This window comes from Rathayibacter sp. AY1H3, assembly GCF_002932015.1.
In genome coordinates, this window is the sequence record NZ_PSUU01000001.1 from 328,757 (window position 1) to 345,219 (window position 16,463).

Below are 16,463 nucleotides of genomic sequence, written 5' to 3' on the forward strand. Positions count from 1 at the left end.
TGCGAGGAGCAGCGATGACGCAGATCGGCCGCAGCCGCGCGTCCGTCACCGTCCCCGTCTCCGCCTGGAGCTCCGACGCGCCCTCGGCCGAAGTGACCCTCGGCTGGGCCGCGCGCACCGAGACCGGCCACGTGCGCAGCGCGAACGAGGACAGCTACCTCGCCAAGCGCCCCCTCTTCGCTGTCGCCGACGGGATGGGCGGGCACGCGGCAGGAGAGGTCGCCAGCGACGCGGTCGTGTCGCGCCTGTCCACCGCGGCGCTCGGCGCGACCGTCGGAGCGGAGGAGATCGACCGGGCGCTTCGGGAGGCGGTAGGGGACATCGCCCGGCAGTCGCACACGGCCGACGTCGGCACCGGGACCACGGTCACCGGGATCGCGCTCACGGTGGTCGGGGGAGAGCCCTACTGGTCCGTCTTCAACATCGGCGACTCGCGCGTGTACCTGAGCGTCGCCGGGACCCTCGTGCAGCTCACCGTGGACCACTCCATCGTCCAGGAGCTGGTCGACGCGGGCCTGATCTCCCGCGACGAGGCCGACGTGCATCCGCACAGCAACGTGATCACCCGCGCGGTCGGCTTCCACGAGGCGCCCGTCCCCGACTACCGGCTCGTGCCCGTCCTCGCCGGATCGCGTCTGCTGATCTGCTCGGACGGACTCACGAAGGAGCTGACCGATGCCGGCGTCGGCCACCTGCTCAGCGGCACCGGCTCCGCTCAGGAGGCGGCCGACGCCCTGGTCGACGCCGCGCTGGACAACGGCGGGCGCGACAACGTCACCGTGATCGTCGTCGACGTCCTCGCGGTCACCGGCGACGAGGAGGCCGGCGCACCGGTCTGACGAGCAGAGCTCCGGCACGGGACGGCCGCGGTCGCGGTGCCGCCGGACCGCCCGCACGCGCCGAACGGCCGTACGACGGTCCTGCGCCTGCCGGTTCGCGTCGGGTTCGGCCGGCTCGAGGCTCCCCGCGCCGGCGCTGGGTACGATGGTGAGCGGAAGGGCGTTCTCGGTGATCTGCAGCAAGTGTGGCTCCAACCTCGCTCCCGGGGCGATCCTCTGCGGCGAGTGCGGTTCGTCGGTGGCGGCGCATGCCACGACGGGTGCGTCCCGCCCCTCGTCCTCCGGCGACACGACGGTCCTCGACCCGTCCCGCCGTGCCTGGCTGCCGGGCCTGGCCCCCGGCCGGCACCGGCGTCCCGCCCCCGGCGCACCGATGGCGCCGCCCTCGCAGGGGCTCGTGCGCCTCAGCTTCGCGACCGGGCAGCACGCGATCGTGACCGGCAACGGCCTGATCGGACGCCAGCCGCTCCCGGACCCCAACGAGACGTTCCGGCACATCCTCGCGATCCCGGATCCGTCGCGATCCCTCTCCAAGACCCACCTCGAGTTCGGCTTCGACGAGGGCGGGCTCTGGGTCAGGGACCGCTGGTCGGCCAACGGGTCCGTGCTGGTCGCGCCGACCCAGGCGCCGCTCCCGCTCGAGGCCGGCCGCCGCTACCGCGCGAAGCTCGGCAGCCGGATCCTGCTCTCCTCGGTCGAGATGGCGGTCGAGCGCGTCGACGGGTCCGCCGGCGGCTCGGGACGCCCGCCCCTCACCCGCTGACGGCACGGCCTCCGGGGACCGAATCGGCGGTCGACACGGCCTCCGGGTGCGGAATTCGTGACGATCATGTTTCCGGATGAGCGTTCTCCTCCGTTCGCCGTGACAGGCGGATGAGCGCTGTGCCAGTATTTCCCCACGTTCGGCCCTCGAGGCACGAGCCCCGACGCAGTCAGGAGCCCCCGCCATGACCCGTCCCCTCCCGAGGGATCCCGTCCTCCGCCGGGCCGTCGCCGCGGCACGCTCGCACGAGCGCGAGCGCCGGGCGGTCCTCTCGCGTCGGGCGGTCCTCGGCGGGATCGTCCTCGGAGCCGGTACCCTCGCCCTGGCCTCCTGCCCCCCGCAGACCCGTGCCGCTCCGACCGCCGCCGCCGACGGATCGGCCGGCGACCCGCGCCTGGTGTGGGACAACTGGCCCGCCTACATGGACGAGGACGACGACGGGAACCACCCCACCCTCCAGGGCTTCGAGGAGCAGACGGGCATCGCGGTGACCTACAACGTCGCCGTCGACGACAACAACTCGTACTACGGCAAGGTGAAGGATCAGCTCGCGCTCGGGCAGTACATCGGCGCCGACACGGTCTGCCTGACGGAGTGGATGGTCTCGCGCCTGGTCCGCCGCGGCTACGTGCAGGAGCTCGACCACGCGAACATCCCGAACATCGCCAACCTCACCCCCTCGCTGGCGAACCCCGACTTCGATCCGGGCCGCCGGCTCTCCCTCCCGTACCAGGCGGGGTTCTCGGGCATCTGCTGGAACAGGGAGAAGCTGCCGAAGGGCCTCTCGAGCATCGAGGAGCTGTGGGATCCGTCGCTCCGCGGCCGCGTCGGCGTGCTGAGCGAGATGCGCGACACGATCGGGCTCATCATGCTCGCTCAGGGGACGGACATCGCCGGCTCCTGGGGCGACGACGAGTACATGAACGCGATCGACGTCTTCCGCGAGCAGGTCGACGCCGGACAGATCCGCAACATCAAGGGGAACGCGTACCTCAACGACCTGCAGAACGAGGACACCCTCGCGGCGATCTGCTGGTCCGGCGACATCACCCTGATCAACGCCGAGGCCGGCGACAAGTGGGAGTTCGCCTTCCCCGACTCGGGCGGCGCACTCTGGAACGACACCTTCGTGGTCCCGATGGGCTCCGAGCGCAAGGCCAACGCCGAAGCCCTGATGAACTACTACTACGAGCCGGAGGTCGCCGCCGAGGTGGCCGCCTGGGTCAACTACATCACCCCCGTGGATGGAGCGAAGGACGTCATGGAGAGCATCGATCCGGAGCTGGCCGAGAACCAGCTGATCTTCCCCGACGAGGACACGCTCGCGCAGGCGCACGTGTTCCGGACCCTGACCGCCGCGGAGGAGAAGGAGTACCAGGCCGAGTTCCAGAAGGTGCTCCTGGGCATCTGATGGCGATCGGGACCTTCGCCGAGAGCGGCGCCGACCTCCAGCTGGTCGGGATCAGCAAGCAGTACCCGGGCTTCACGGCCATCGACTCCCTGGACCTCACCATCCCGGCGGGCTCCTTCTTCGCCCTGCTGGGCCCCTCGGGCTGCGGCAAGACGACGACGCTGCGCCTGGTCGCCGGGCTCGAGGAGCCCTCCGCCGGCCGGATCCTCATCGGCGGGCGGGACGTCACCGAGACGAAGACGTACCAGCGGCCCGTCAACACCGTGTTCCAGTCGTACGCGCTGTTCCCGCACATGTCGATCCTCGAGAACGTCGCCTTCGGCCTGAAGCGGCGGAGGATCGCCGACCCCGTCGGCAAGGCGCACGAGGCGCTCCGCCTGGTCGAGCTCGACCACCTCGCCCAGCGCCGCCCCGCGCAGCTCTCCGGTGGTCAGCAGCAGCGGGTCGCCCTCGCGCGCGCCCTCGTCAACCGGCCCGCCCTGCTCCTCCTCGACGAGCCGCTCGGCGCCCTCGACCTCAAGCTCCGCCGGCAGATGCAGCTGGAGCTCAAGTCGATCCAGGAGGAGGTGGGCCTCACCTTCCTCCACGTCACGCACGACCAGGAGGAGGCCATGACGATGGCCGACACCGTCGCGGTGATGAACAAGGGCAGGATCGAGCAGATGGGCGCGCCGGAGGAGCTCTACGAGCTCCCGCGCACCGCGTTCGTCGCGAACTTCCTCGGCCAGTCCAACCTCTTCACGGGCGAGGTGGTCGGCAGCACCGACCGCGCACTCACCGTCGACGCGGGCGGGCACCGGATCGTCGTGCCCGTCGCCCGCTGCGCCCGCACGAGCGGGGAGATCACGGTCGGCGTCCGCCCCGAGAAGCTCCTGCTGCTGACGCAGGAGCCGCCGGCGGACTCCGGCCGGAACGTGCTCGGGCCCGGCCGAGTGGTCGACGTCTCCTTCAGCGGGGTCAGCACCCAGTACACGATCCGGATGCCGGGCCTGGGCCCGGTGGCCGTCTTCGCGCAGAACATGGTCTTCGGGCCGGTCGTCGGCGAGGGAGCGGAGGTGTGGGTCGGCTTCAGCACCGAGCACGGCTTCGGACTCGCGGACGAACCGGGCTCGGTCCCGCGCTTCGAGGCGGACGACTCCACCAGCGCCATCGCCGTGCAGCGCCGGGGGCTCCTCGCCGGCCGCAGCGGGGGAGCGTAGGCATGGCCTTCGCCGCCTTCGCCGCGGGGCAGCCGGGTCCTCAGGACGCTCCGGTCCGCCGGCGGTCGACGGTCGCGCTCGTCCTGCTGCTGCCGGGCATCGCCTACATGCTGCTGTTCTTCCTGGCGCCGCTGATCTCGCTCGTGCTCACGTCCTTCCAGGCCGAGGTGCCGGACGGGGACATCGGCGAGTACGCCCCCGGGTTCGCCTGGCAGAACTACCTCGTGGTGATGGGCGACTACTGGCCGCACGTGCTCCGCTCCTTCGGCTACGCGCTGATCGCGACGGTGCTCGCGCTGGTGATCAGCTACCCGCTGGCCTACTTCATCGGAGTGAAGGCGCGGCCCTGGCCGCTGCTGCAGAACCTGCTCCTCACGCTGGTGATCGCGCCCTTCTTCATCAGCTTCCTGCTCCGGACGCTGGCGTGGAAGCAGATCCTCGCGGACGAGAGCCCGCTCGTGCAGGCGCTCAAGGCCGTGGCGGTCCTGCCGAGCGACGGCCACCTCACGGGGACGCCGATCGCCGTGATCTTCGGCATCACCTACAACTTCATCCCGTTCATGACGCTGCCGCTGTACACGACGCTCGAGCGCCTCGACGTACGCTTCCTGGAGGCAGGGTCGGATCTCTACGCGCACCCCGCCTCCGTGTTCTGGAGCGTGACCGTCCCCCTGTCGATGCCGGGCATCGTCTCCGGCACGCTGCTGACGTTCATCCCCGCGGCGGGCGACTACATCAACGCGAGCCGGGACTTCCTCGGCTCGTCGCAGACCTCGATGGTGGGCAACGCGATCGAGGCGAACTTCCTCACGCTCGAGAACTACCCGGCGGCCGCCGCGCTCTCGATCGTGCTGATGGCCGTGATCCTGGTCATCGTCGGCTTCTACGTGAAGCGCAGTGGAACGGAGGACCTCCTGTGACCGCGACGGCCGACCGTCCGCTCGCGAGCGCCCAGGAGGCGCTCGGCGCGCCGCCCCCCGCCCCGATCCGGGGCCGCCGCCGCTTCCGGGGCCTCGGGCTCGGCGTCTACACGGCGCTGGCGCTGCTCTTCCTGCTCATCCCTATCGGGTACACCTTCGTCTTCTCCTTCAACGACTCGGGGAAGAGCAACCTCGCCTGGCGCGGGTTCACCCTCGACAAGTGGGTGTCGGCCTGGACCAGTGAAGAGGTGATGACCGCCTTCGGGAACAGCCTGCTGGTCGGTGTGATCGCCACCGTGCTGGCCACTGCGCTCGGCACCATGATCGCCATCGCGCTCGTGCGGTTCCGCTTCCGGTTCCGGTCGGCGATCAGCCTGCTGCTGTTCCTCCCCATGGCGACTCCGGAGGTGGTGCTCGGAGCCGGCCTCGCCGCGCAGTTCCTCAGCGTGGGCGCCGAGAAGGGGCTGGTCACGATCGTGCTGGCGCACACGATGTTCTGCATCAGCTTCGTCGTGGTCACCGTGAAGGCGCGGGTGGCGAGCCTGGACCCGAAGCTGGAGGAGGCGGGACGCGACCTCTACGCGTCGCCGAACCAGGTCTTCTGGCGGATCACCTTCCCGCTGCTGCTGCCCGGCATCCTCGCCGCGGCGCTGCTCTCGTTCGCGCTGAGCTTCGACGACTTCATCATCACGAACTTCAACTCCGGATCGGTCACCACGTTCCCGAAGTTCATCTACATCGCGGCGGCGCGCGGCATCCCGGCGGAGGCGAACGTCATCGCATCGGCGGTGTTCGTCCTGGCGATCCTCGTGGTGGTGATCACGCAGGTCTCCGCGGCGGCCCGGGCGAAGCGCCTCGCGCGCGAGCAGTAGCTCAGGGCGTGCCGGGACGTGCGGTCAGACGTAGGAGGCGCGGATCGCGCCGACCGGGCGCCCGCCGCCCGACACGACCGGGTTCAGCCGCACCAGCACGTCGTTCGCCGCGGTCCGGTCCACCGCGTCCGCCTCGACCAGGAGCTTCAGCGCGACCACGGTCGCGGCGCGCAGGCTCCCGTCGAGGATCTTCAGGGCGACGGTGGTGCCGTCGGGCGAGGCCATCACGAGCACGCCCTCGGCGCCGAGCTTGGCGACCAGGCCCAGGCGCTCGATCACGACGGTGTTGTCCCGGCCCGGGCCGTCGATCGCCCACGCGTTCTCGAGGATCGCGGCCGTGAGGACGCCGGCCTGGCGGTAGAGGCCGAACGGTGAGGCGGGGGAGGAGGACACGATCCGTGAGACGCCCTTCGCCAGCGCGGTCAGAGGAAGGGCGTGCACGGGAGCTCCGCAGCCGTCGATCCCCGAGGCCACGACGCGCTCGCCGGTGAGGCGCTCGATCGTGTCGACGATGTGCTGCTGCAGCGGGTGCGTCCGCTCGAGGTAGTCCTCGGTGCTCCAGCCGTTCTGCACGCAGGCCAGCAGCATCGCCGCGTGCTTGCCCGAGCAGTTCATGTAGAGCGGGTCCGGAGTCGCGCCCGCCCGCAGCAGCTGAGCGCGGGTCCCGGAGTCGCCGGGCCAGTCGGCCGGGCACTGCAGGGCGGTGTGGTCCAGGCCGGCGCGGAAGAGCAGGTTCTGCACCAGCGCCACGTGCTGGGGGATGCCGGCGTGGCTCGCGGTGGCGATGACCGCCTCCGCGCCGTTCAGCTCGACTCCGGCGGTCATCACCGCGAGGGCCTGGAACGGCTTGAGGCAGGAGCGGGGGAAGACGGGAGCCGTCGGGGTGCCGAGGCTGCGGGCGACGCGGCCCTCGGAGTCGAGGAGGACGGCGGAGCCGGCGTGGCGCGACTCGACGAACCCGGATCGCTCGACGACGGCCAGCTCGACGGACTCGGCGACGGTGAAGGTTCCTGCTGGCATCCCCCCATCCTGCCCGATGCGTGGACCGGTCCCGCGCTCCCCGAGACGCCGAAGGCCACCGGGGAGCGCCTCGGCGCCCGCGGTGGCCTTCGGAGGATCGCGCCTAGAGGGTGGCGAACGCGTCGGCGATGACCGACACGGCGTCGTCGAGCAGCTCGTCGGTGAGGGCGAGGCTCGGCAGGAAGCGGACCACCTTGCCCTAGGTGCCCGCGCTCAGCACCAGGACCCCGTGCTGGGCGCCGTAGTCGATGATCGCCTGGACCGCGACGGCGTCCGGCTCCTTCGTGGCGCCGGCGGTGCCGGGCTGCACGAGCTCCATCGCCATCATCGCGCCGATGCCGCGGACGTCGCCGATGATGTCGTAGCGCTCCTGCAGGCCTCGAAGCGCCGCGCCCAGGCGTGCGCCGATCCGATCGGCCTCGGCGAGGAGGCCCTCGCGCTCGATGCGCTCGAAGACCGCGACGGCGGCGGCGGCGGCGACGGGGTTCCCGCCGAAGGTGCCGCCCAGTCCGCCGGCCTGCGCCGAGTCCATGATCTCGGCGCGGCCCGTCACGCCCGCGAGCGGCAGGCCGCCGGCGATGCCCTTGGCCGAGAGGACGAGGTCGGGGACGAGGCCGAGGTGCTCGCTGGCGAACCAGGCGCCGGTGCGGGCCATGCCCGACTGGATCTCGTCGGCGACGAAGACGATGCCGTTGGCCGTGCACCACTCCTGCAGTGCCGGGAGGAAGCCGTCGGCGGGGACCATGAAGCCGCCCTCGCCCTGGATGGGCTCGGCGACGAGGCAGGCCAGGGCGGACGCGCCGACGGTCTTCTCGAGGTACGAGATCGCGCGCTGGGCGGCCTCGGCTCCCGACAGGCCGTCGTGGTACGGGTACGAGCTCGGCGCACGGTGGACGTCGCTGGCGAAGGGTCCGAAGCCCAGGCCGTAGGGCAGCGCCTTGAAGTTCATGGCCATCGTGAGGTTCGTGCGTCCGTGGTACGCGTGGTCGAGCACCGCGACGCCGGGGCGGCCGGTGTGCTTGCGCGCGATCTTGACGGCGTTCTCGACCGCCTCGGCACCGGAGTTGACCAGGACGGTCTTCTTGGCGAAGTCGCCGGGGGTGTGCTGGGCCAGCAGCTCCGCGACGCGGATGTAGGGCTCGTACGGAGTGACGGTGAAGAGGGTGTGCGTGAGGCGCGCGAGCTGCTCCGCGGCGGCCGCGACGACGGAGTCGTCGGTGTGCCCGATCGTCGTCACGCCGATGCCGGCGCCGAGGTCGATGAAGCTGTTGCCGTCGACGTCGACCAGGATCGCGCCGTGCGCGCGGTCGATGTAGACGGGGAGCGCGGTGCCGACGCCGGTGGGCACGACGGCGAGGCGGCGCTCGTGCAGGGCCCGGGATCGCGGCCCGGGGATCTCGGTCGCGACGCGCCGCTCCTGGGGGACTGCGGACGTGGGAACCTGGGGGGCGAGCGTGTCTGTCATGGTCCTCGGAGTCTACCCGCGGGGGTTCCGCGTCCAGAGGTCCAGACCGGCGCGACCGGCCTGATCCACCGCCGTCGAGGAGGAGCCCGATGAAGTCCGAGCACGAGTACGCGGTGTCCGTCGTCTGGGAGGGCGACCGGGGCACCGGCACGAGCGGCTATCGCGAGTACGGGCGCCAGCTGACCGTCACGGCGGAGGGCCCGGCGCCCATCCTCGCCTCGGCCGACACGCCCTTCCGGGGCGACGCCGACCGCTGGAACCCGGAGCAGCTGCTCCTCGCGGCGCTCGCGCAGTGCCACCTCCTCTCCTACCTGCACGTGGCGGTCAAGAACGGAGTCGTCGTCACCGGCTACACGGACGACGCGGTGGGCTCGATGCTGCAGGAGGGGGAGAGCGGCCGCTTCACCTCGGTGACCCTCCGGCCCCGCGTCACTGTCGCCGAGGAGTCGATGGTGGCGATCGCCCAGACGCTGCACGCCGAGGCCTCCCGGCTCTGCTTCATCGCCAACTCGGTGAACTTCTCCGTCGCCCGCGAGCCGGAGGCGTCCGCGCGCTGAGGCTCAGCGGCGCTCGTGCGGGAGCGCCCGGCGGATGCGCTCGACCGTGGTCGTCGGCGGCGACTCGTTGTACGCACCGGCGAGCTCCTGCCCGGAGAGCGCGTGGACGGCCGCCATCACCTCGTCGGTGGCGTGGCGTCGGGCGCGGCCGGAGTCGGCGGAGCCGTGCCGCGAGAGGTCCAGCGGAGCCCCGAAGCGGACCGTGATCCGGTGCAGGCGCGGCACCCTCGTGCCCACCGGCTGGAGCTCCTGCGTGCCGATCATGCCGACGGGGACCACCGGCGCGCCCGTGGTGAGGGCGAGCCATGCCACTCCGGTGCGGCCCTTGTAGAGGCGCCCGTCGCGGGAGCGGGTGCCCTCGGGGTAGACGGCGAACGCCTCGTCCCGCTCGAGGATCGCCCGGCCGAGGTCCAGCGCCTCCTGAGCGGCCTGGCCGGCGCCGCGCTCGACCGCGACGGCTCCGACGCTCGTGAAGAAGGCGCGAGAGAGGGCGCCCCGCACGCCGGTCCCCGTGAAGTAGTCCGACTTGGCCAGGAACTGCACCGGCCGCGGGGCGAGCAGCGTCAGCACCGGGGAGTCGATGAACGAGAGGTGGTTGGCCGCCAGGATCACGCGTCCCTCGGCCGGGACGTTGTCGCGCCCCTCCACGATCGGCCGGTAGACCAGCCGGCCGACGCCGCCGATGGACAGGCGCGCCAGACGCGCCGAGAGGCCGATCCCCGGGGGAGTCGGCCTCTCGTGGTCGTCGTCGATCCGCATTCCGACGAAGCTACCGGGGCGTCCATGCCGCTCCGGTCATGCGGCGGATCAGCCGAACTGGGCGAGCGCCTCCTCGATGACCGTCGCGGCGTCGTCGATGAGCTCCTCGCTGATGACCACGCTCGGCATGATCCGCAGCACGCTGTCCCAGCTGCCCGCGTCGAGGACGATCACGCCGTTCGTGGTGGCGTGCTTCAGGATCGCCGTGAGCGCCTCCGGGTACTGCTTCTTCGTGCCCGGGTGGACGAGCTCGACGCCCCACATCGCGCCCTTGCCGCGGACCTCGCCCACGACCGCGAAGCGCTCGGCCCAGTCGCCGATCCGCGCCTGCAGCAGGCGCTCGACCCGCTGCGCCTCCTCCAGCAGGCCCTCGGACTCGATCGCCTCGAACGTCGCGAGCGCCGCGGCGGTGGAGACGGGGTTGCCGCCGAACGTGCCGCCGATGCCGCCGGGCTGCACGGCGTCCATGATCTCGGCGCGGCCGGTGACGGCGGCGAGCGGGAAGCCGCCGGCGATGCCCTTGGCCGTCGTGATGAGGTCCGGGACCACGCCGTGGTGCTCGATGGAGTACCAGGTGCCGGTGCGGGCGATGCCGGCCTGGATCTCGTCCGCGACGAAGACGATGCCGTTCTCGGTGCAGAACTCGGACAGGCGGCGGAAGTAGCCCGGCGCCGGGATGATGATGCCGCCGTCGCCCTGGATCGGCTCGACGAAGAGCGCGGCCAGCTCCTGCGCGCCGATGTGGGTGGTGATGTAGTCGATGGTGCGCTCGGCCGCCTCCTCGCCCGTCATGCCCTCGGGGTCGCGGAACGGGTAGCTGATCGGGAGGCTGTAGATCTCTCCCGGGAAGGGGCCCATGCCCGCGCGCTCCGGCCAGGGGCGGTAGGTCATCGCCATCGTGAGGTTTGTGCGGCCGTGGAAGGCGTGGTCGAGCGTCGCGATGGCGCGGCGGCCGGTGAACTTCCGCGCGATCTTGACGGCGTTCTCGACCGCCTCCGCGCCGGAGTTGACCAGGATCGAGTGCTTCTCGAAGTCCCCGGGGGTGATCTCGGCGAGCTTCTCGGCGACCCGGACGTAGTTCTCGTACGGAGTGACGGTGAAGAGGGTGTGCGTCAGCTTCTCGGCCTGCGCGGCGGCCGCCGCGGCGACCGCGGGGTGCGCGTGGCCGATGGTGGTCACTCCGATGCCGCAGCCGAGGTCGATCAGGCGGTTGCCGTCGACGTCGACCAGGACCGCGCCCGACGCGTGGTCCATGTAGATGTTCGCGAGCGTCCCGGCGCCGCGGGAGACGCTGGCGACGCGGCGCTCCTGGAGGGCGACGGAGCGCGGGCCGGGGAGCTCGGTGACGAGCTCTCGGGACTGGGGGACCGAGAATTCACGCATGCCCCGATGGTAGGCCTGGGACCGTTCGAGGACCCGCACCCAGCGCGTTGCGAGGCGCGCCGTGCAGGATGGAGGCGATCCCCGAACGTCCACCGGCCGCCGCCGGTCACGAAAGGTGCCCCTGTGCGCAGAACCCTCGCGATCCTCGCCGTCCTCGGCGCCTCCCTGAGCCTGGCGGCCTGCACCCCCGGGGAGCCGGATGCAGCGCCGTCCGCCTCCGCCACCCCGCTCGGCTGCGCGACCGAGGGCGAGGCGACCGCCGCAGTGCAGACCAGCGGCGACTTCGCCACCAAGCCGGTCACCGTGTTCCCCAGCCCGGTCAGCGTGGACGCCACCGAGCGCTCCGTCGCGATCGAGGGCACCGGCGAGGAGGTCGCCGAGGGCGACACCGTGCTGGTCGACTACACGCTCTACAACGGGACGAGCGGTGCCGAGTTCTCGGCGAGCAGCTACGCGTCCGGTGGCCGCGCGGCCTTCGAGGTCGACACCGACCAGTACCTCGCCGGTCTCGTGAAGGCCGTCAACTGCGCGACCGTCGGCTCGCGCGTCGTCGCCGTCGTTCCCCCGGCCGACGCGTTCGGCGACGCCGGGCAGAGCCAGTTCGGCATCGCCGCGACCGACTCGATCGTCATGGTGATCGACGTCGAGCAGATCGTGCCGACCGCCGCCGACGGCGAGCCGCAGCCCCCGGTCGACGTCCTGCCGACGGTGGCGCTCGCCGAGGACGGGGCGCCCACCGTCACCGTCCCCTCGACCGACCCGCCCGCCGACCTGCAGCTCGCCGTCCTCAAGAAGGGGAGCGGCGCGACCGTGGCCGACGGCGACCAGCTGATCGTGCAGTACCAGGGCGTGGTCTGGGGCACCGGCGAGGTGTTCGACCAGAGCTGGGGGAAGCCCGCTCCCGCCGCCTTCGGCACCGGCGACGTGATCGAGGGCTTCAAGGAGGCCGTGGTCGGCCAGACCGTCGGCTCGCAGGTGCTGGTCACCATCCCGCCGTCGAAGGGCTACGGCGACCAGGGCAACCAGAACGCGGGGATCAGCGGGACCGACACCCTCGTCTTCGTGGTCGACATCCTCGCCATCAGCTGACCGGGAGGCGCTGGGTGCTCCGTGCCAGGATGGGCGGATGCGCAGGGTCATCATCCTCGGCTCGACCGGGTCCATCGGCACGCAGGCTCTCGACGTCATCGGCGCGAACCGCGAGCGGTTCGAGGTCGTCGGCCTCGCCGCCGGCTCGAACCGGGCGGCGGTCGCCGAGCAGGCGTCCGCGTTCGGCGTCGAGCACACGGCGTTCGGTGCGGAGGAGGCCGAGCAGCTGATCCGCTCGGTCGACGCGGACGTCGTGCTGAACGGGATCACCGGCTCGGTGGGGCTCGGCCCGACGCTCGCGGCGCTCGAGGAGGGCAGGACGCTCGCTCTCGCCAACAAGGAGTCGCTGATCGTCGGCGGCGAGCTCGTCACCTCGCTCGCCGGTCCCGGCCAGATCGTGCCGGTCGACTCCGAGCACTCCGCGATCGCCCAGGCCCTCCTCGCGGGCGAGCACCGCGAGGTCCGCCGCCTGGTGCTGACCGCGTCCGGCGGGCCGTTCCGGGGACGCGACCGCGCCTCCCTCCGCGACGTCACCCCGGCGCAGGCGCTCGCACATCCGACCTGGGACATGGGCCTGGTCGTCACGACCAACTCCTCCACCCTGGTCAACAAGGGGCTCGAGGTGATCGAGGCGCACCTGCTCTTCGACGTCCCCTACAACCGGATCGACGTCACCGTGCACCCGCAGTCGGTGATCCACTCGATGGTCGAGTACGTCGACGGCTCGACGATCGCCCAGGCCTCGCCGCCGGACATGCGGCTCCCGATCTCGCTCGGCCTCGACTGGCCGCACCGCGTCGCCGGGGTCGGCGTCCCGCTCGACTGGACCCGCTCCCACTCCTGGACGTTCGAGCCGCTGGACGAGGAGGCGTTCCCCTCGGTCCGGCTCGCGAAGCGCGTCGGGGAGGCGGGCGCCTCCTACCCGGCCGTGTTCAACGCGGCGAACGAGCAGGCCGTGCAGGCGTTCCACGCGGGGCGGATCGGCTACCTCGACATCCTCGAGACGGTGGAGGCGGTGGTCGACGCGCACAGCGTCGACGGCACGCTGACCCGCGAGTCGCTGGCCGCGGCGGAGGAGTGGGCGCGCCGCACGGCGGACGAGCGGATCGCCGGAGTCTGACCAGGGGTCATCCGAACGGGCTCCTTCTCCGCGGATCCGTGTCGGCGGACGTCGCGCCGCTGATCCGCTCGGCCGCGGAGTTCATCGGATCCGTGCAGGCGCACCCCAGCGTGGACGGGCGGGCCCGGCCTACAGTGTGTCGGTGGAATCCGTGCTGCTCTTCGTCCTCGGCGTCGTCATCATCGCCGTCGGCGTCGCCCTCTCCATCGCCCTGCACGAGGTCGGGCACCTGCTCCCCGCCAAGCTGTTCGGGGTCAAGGTCACGCAGTACATGATCGGGTTCGGGCCGACCCTCTTCTCCCGGCGCCGCGGCGAGACGGAGTACGGCGTCAAGGCGATCCCGCTCGGCGGCTACATCGCCATGATCGGCATGTACCCGCCGAAGCACCCGGGGGACCGGCCCACGGAGTCGAGCACAGGCTTCTTCAACGGCCTGGCGTCCTCCGAGGCCCAGCTCGAGGAGCCCCGGCGCGGCGCCTACGCCACGATGATCGACGAGGCCCGTGCCGCCAGCGCCGAGACGATCGGCGACGGCGAGGACCATCGCGCGTTCTACCGGCTCCCCGTGTGGAAGCGCGTGATCGTCATGGCCGGCGGCCCCTTCATGAACCTCGTGATCGCCACGGTCCTCTTCACCGTCCTCCTCTGCGGCATCGGGATCCCGCAGAGCACCAGCACCCTCGCCGCGGTCTCGCAGTGCGTGGTCCCGGAGTCGCAGCGCGCGACCGCGACCTGCACCGCCGACGACCCGCTGGCACCCGGAGCCGCGGCCGGCCTGCTGCCGGGCGACACGATCACGGCGATCGACGGCACTCCGGTGAGCACCTGGAACGACCTGACCCCGATCATCCAGCGCTCCGCGGGCGTCCCGCTCAGCGTGTCCGTCCAGCGCGACGGCGCCCCGCTGACCCTCACGATCACCCCGGCCGAGAACGAGGTCGCGGTGACCGACGCGAACGGCGCCCCCGTCACCGACGCCTCCGGTGCGATCGAGACGCAGACGGTCGGCTTCATCGGCATCTCGCCCACGTCGGCCCTCGCGCAGCAGCCGGTCACCGCGGTGCCCGAGACGGTCTGGTCGAACATCACCAGCGTCGCCCATGTGATCCTCAACCTGCCGCAGCGCCTCATCGACGTCGCCCAGGCGGCGTTCGGCTCGGAGGCGCGCGACGCCAACGGCCCGATCAGCGTCGTCGGAGTGGGCCGGATCGCGGGCGAGATCGCCGCCTCCGACCAGCTCCCCGTCGTGTCCAAGGTGCAGACGATGGTCGGCGTCCTCGCCTCGCTCAACGTCGCCCTCCTCGTCTTCAACCTGGTGCCGCTGCTCCCCATGGACGGCGGCCACATCGCCGGCGCCCTCTGGGAGGGCCTGCGCCGCCGGATCGCCAAGCTCTTCGGACGTCGCGACCCCGGCCCCGTCGACATCGCCCGCCTGCTCCCGCTCACCTACGTCGTCGTCCTCGTCCTCGGCGGCATGAGCGCCCTCCTCATCTACGCCGACATCGTCAAGCCGATCACGCTGTTCTGAGTTGGATTCCACGCCGGGCCTCGCCCGGCGTGGCGCGGTCGGCTTCTCGGGGTGGGGCGTGGGTGGAGCGGGGTGCGAACGGCTGGGGCGAATCGCTGGGACGCGATTCACCGTTCGCCTCGAGGGTGGCAGGGCGGTCGCTGACCGGCGTGGCGCGGTCCGCTCTGTGAAGGGAGCGGGCTGGCAGCGTCTGCGGTTAATCGCTCGGACGGGATCGGCGGTTCGGCTCGGGAGCGAGGCGACCGCGGATCGTCGTGCGGTCTCGGGCTGAGAGCAGGTGCGGTGGACGGGTTCCGAGGCGCGCAGGAGGGGCGGCGGCTGGGAAGGTGCGGCGAGCGGACGAGGGGTCCCGCGGCGCGCGTACGATGGGGCGCGTGCCAGCAGTGAATCTGGGTCTTCCCAAGGTCCCCATGACCCTCGCCCCCCGCCGCAAGTCCCGCCAGATCAAGGTGGGCAAGGTGCTCGTGGGCGGTGACGCGCAGGTCAGCGTCCAGTCGATGTGCACCACACCGACGACGAACATCAACGCGACCCTCCAGCAGATCGCCGAGCTCACCGCGTCCGGCTGCGACATCGTCCGCGTCGCGGTGCCGAGCCGCGACGACGCGGAGGCGCTGCCGATCATCGCCAAGAAGAGCCAGATCCCGGTCATCGCCGACATCCACTTCCAGCCCAACTACGTCTACGCCGCGATCGACGCCGGCTGCGCCGCGGTCCGCGTGAACCCCGGCAACATCCGCAAGTTCGACGACCAGGTCGGCAAGATCGCCGCCGCCGCGAAGGCCGCCGGCGTGTCGATCCGCATCGGCGTCAACGCCGGCTCGCTCGAGCCGAGCATCCTGCAGAAGTACGGCAAGCCCACCCCCGAGGCCCTCGTCGAGAGCGACGTCTGGGAGGCCAGCCTCTTCGAGGAGCACGACTTCCACGACTTCAAGATCTCGGTCAAGCACAACTACTTCGTAGTCATGGTGAAGGCCTACCGCCAGCTCGCCGAGCGCGGCGACTGGCCCCTCCACCTCGGCGTCACCGAGGCCGGCCCCGAGTTCCAGGGGACCATCAAGTCCGCCACCGCCTTCGGCATCCTCCTCGGCGAGGGCATCGGCGACACCATCCGCGTGTCCCTCTCGGCCCCGCCCGCGCAGGAGGTCAAGGTCGGCCTGCAGATCCTCCAGTCGCTGAACCTCCGCGAGCGCAAGCTCGAGATCGTCTCCTGCCCCAGCTGCGGCCGCGCACAGGTCGACGTCTACACGCTCGCCAACGACGTCACCGCCGGCCTCGAGGGCATGAGCGTCCCGTTGCGCGTCGCCGTCATGGGCTGCGTCGTCAACGGACCCGGCGAGGCCCGCGAGGCCGACCTGGGCGTCGCCTCCGGCAACGGCAAGGGCCAGATCTTCGTCAAGGGCGAGGTCATCAAGACCGTCCCCGAGGCCGAGATCGTCCAGACCCTCATCGAGGAGGCCAACCGCCTGGCCGCCGAGATGCCGGCCGACGACACCTCGACCGGAGCCCCGGTCGTCACCGTCGGCGCGAACTGACGG

The 16,463-nt window shown here is 71.6% G+C and carries 14 protein-coding genes and 1 pseudogene; 11 read left to right on the forward strand and 4 right to left on the reverse strand.

Annotated elements, in window-relative coordinates; all coding sequences use genetic code 11:
- Positions 1–14 precede the first annotated feature (14 nt).
- From C5C33_RS01520 to C5C33_RS01545, 6 genes are all read left to right on the forward strand, one after another.
- Complete coding sequence (locus C5C33_RS01520) at positions 15–839, forward strand: PP2C family serine/threonine-protein phosphatase (protein WP_104260211.1); 825 nt, start codon at positions 15–17, stop codon at positions 837–839.
- A 169-nt stretch (positions 840–1,008) separates the two neighbouring features.
- Complete coding sequence (locus C5C33_RS01525) at positions 1,009–1,602, forward strand: hypothetical protein (protein ID WP_146085722.1); 594 nt, start codon at positions 1,009–1,011, stop codon at positions 1,600–1,602.
- Positions 1,603–1,786: 184 nt separating this feature from the next.
- The gene (locus C5C33_RS01530; RefSeq protein WP_104260212.1) at positions 1,787–3,013 is read left to right on the forward strand and encodes a PotD/PotF family extracellular solute-binding protein; all 1,227 of its coding nucleotides are present in this window, start codon (positions 1,787–1,789) and stop codon (positions 3,011–3,013) included.
- Positions 3,013–4,212, forward strand: coding sequence for an ABC transporter ATP-binding protein (locus C5C33_RS01535; protein WP_104260213.1), 1,200 nt, complete (start codon positions 3,013–3,015; stop codon positions 4,210–4,212). Before C5C33_RS01530 ends, C5C33_RS01535 begins: the two co-directional genes overlap by 1 nt.
- 2 nt (positions 4,213–4,214) lie before the next feature.
- Positions 4,215–5,132: an ABC transporter permease gene (locus C5C33_RS01540; RefSeq protein ID WP_104260214.1), complete on the forward strand. Its 918-nt coding sequence runs from the start codon at positions 4,215–4,217 to the stop codon at positions 5,130–5,132.
- Between the two features lie 65 nt (positions 5,133–5,197).
- The gene (locus tag C5C33_RS01545; RefSeq protein ID WP_181136168.1) at positions 5,198–6,004 is read left to right on the forward strand and encodes an ABC transporter permease; all 807 of its coding nucleotides are present in this window, start codon (positions 5,198–5,200) and stop codon (positions 6,002–6,004) included.
- Between the two features lie 24 nt (positions 6,005–6,028).
- Here the strand turns inward: C5C33_RS01545 and C5C33_RS01550 are convergent, their stop codons facing one another.
- Both C5C33_RS01550 and gabT read right to left on the reverse strand, forming a co-directional pair.
- Positions 6,029–7,024: an asparaginase gene (locus tag C5C33_RS01550; protein ID WP_104223039.1), complete on the reverse strand. Its 996-nt coding sequence runs from the start codon at positions 7,022–7,024 to the stop codon at positions 6,029–6,031.
- 103 nt (positions 7,025–7,127) lie between these two features.
- Positions 7,128–8,489, reverse strand: a pseudogene (gene gabT, locus C5C33_RS01555) (4-aminobutyrate--2-oxoglutarate transaminase).
- Positions 8,490–8,578: 89 nt separating this feature from the next.
- Here gabT and C5C33_RS01560 point away from each other — a divergent pair.
- On the forward strand, positions 8,579–9,046 hold the full coding sequence (locus C5C33_RS01560; protein ID WP_104260095.1) for an OsmC family protein: 468 nt from the start codon (positions 8,579–8,581) through the stop codon (positions 9,044–9,046).
- Between the two features lie 3 nt (positions 9,047–9,049).
- On the opposite strand, the gene C5C33_RS01565 is transcribed toward C5C33_RS01560, so the two are convergent.
- Complete coding sequence (locus C5C33_RS01565; protein ID WP_104223042.1) at positions 9,050–9,805, reverse strand: 1-acyl-sn-glycerol-3-phosphate acyltransferase; 756 nt, start codon at positions 9,803–9,805, stop codon at positions 9,050–9,052.
- Positions 9,806–9,853: 48 nt separating this feature from the next.
- On the reverse strand, positions 9,854–11,188 hold the full coding sequence (locus tag C5C33_RS01570) for an aminotransferase class III-fold pyridoxal phosphate-dependent enzyme (RefSeq protein ID WP_104223043.1): 1,335 nt from the start codon (positions 11,186–11,188) through the stop codon (positions 9,854–9,856).
- A gap of 123 nt (positions 11,189–11,311) precedes the next feature.
- On the opposite strand from C5C33_RS01570, the gene C5C33_RS01575 reads away from it, so the two are divergent.
- The 4 genes from C5C33_RS01575 to ispG all read left to right on the forward strand — a co-directional run bounded on the left by C5C33_RS01575 (position 11,312) and on the right by ispG (position 16,460).
- Complete coding sequence (locus tag C5C33_RS01575; RefSeq protein WP_181136166.1) at positions 11,312–12,277, forward strand: FKBP-type peptidyl-prolyl cis-trans isomerase; 966 nt, start codon at positions 11,312–11,314, stop codon at positions 12,275–12,277.
- 37 nt (positions 12,278–12,314) lie between these two features.
- The gene (locus C5C33_RS01580; protein ID WP_104260216.1) at positions 12,315–13,397 is read left to right on the forward strand and encodes a 1-deoxy-D-xylulose-5-phosphate reductoisomerase; all 1,083 of its coding nucleotides are present in this window, start codon (positions 12,315–12,317) and stop codon (positions 13,395–13,397) included.
- Between the two features lie 142 nt (positions 13,398–13,539).
- Positions 13,540–14,925: an RIP metalloprotease gene (locus C5C33_RS01585; protein WP_258062217.1), complete on the forward strand. Its 1,386-nt coding sequence runs from the start codon at positions 13,540–13,542 to the stop codon at positions 14,923–14,925.
- A 374-nt stretch (positions 14,926–15,299) separates the two neighbouring features.
- Positions 15,300–16,460, forward strand: a complete 1,161-nt coding sequence (gene ispG, locus C5C33_RS01590; protein ID WP_181136167.1) for a flavodoxin-dependent (E)-4-hydroxy-3-methylbut-2-enyl-diphosphate synthase — start codon at positions 15,300–15,302, stop codon at positions 16,458–16,460.
- Positions 16,461–16,463 lie beyond the last annotated feature (3 nt).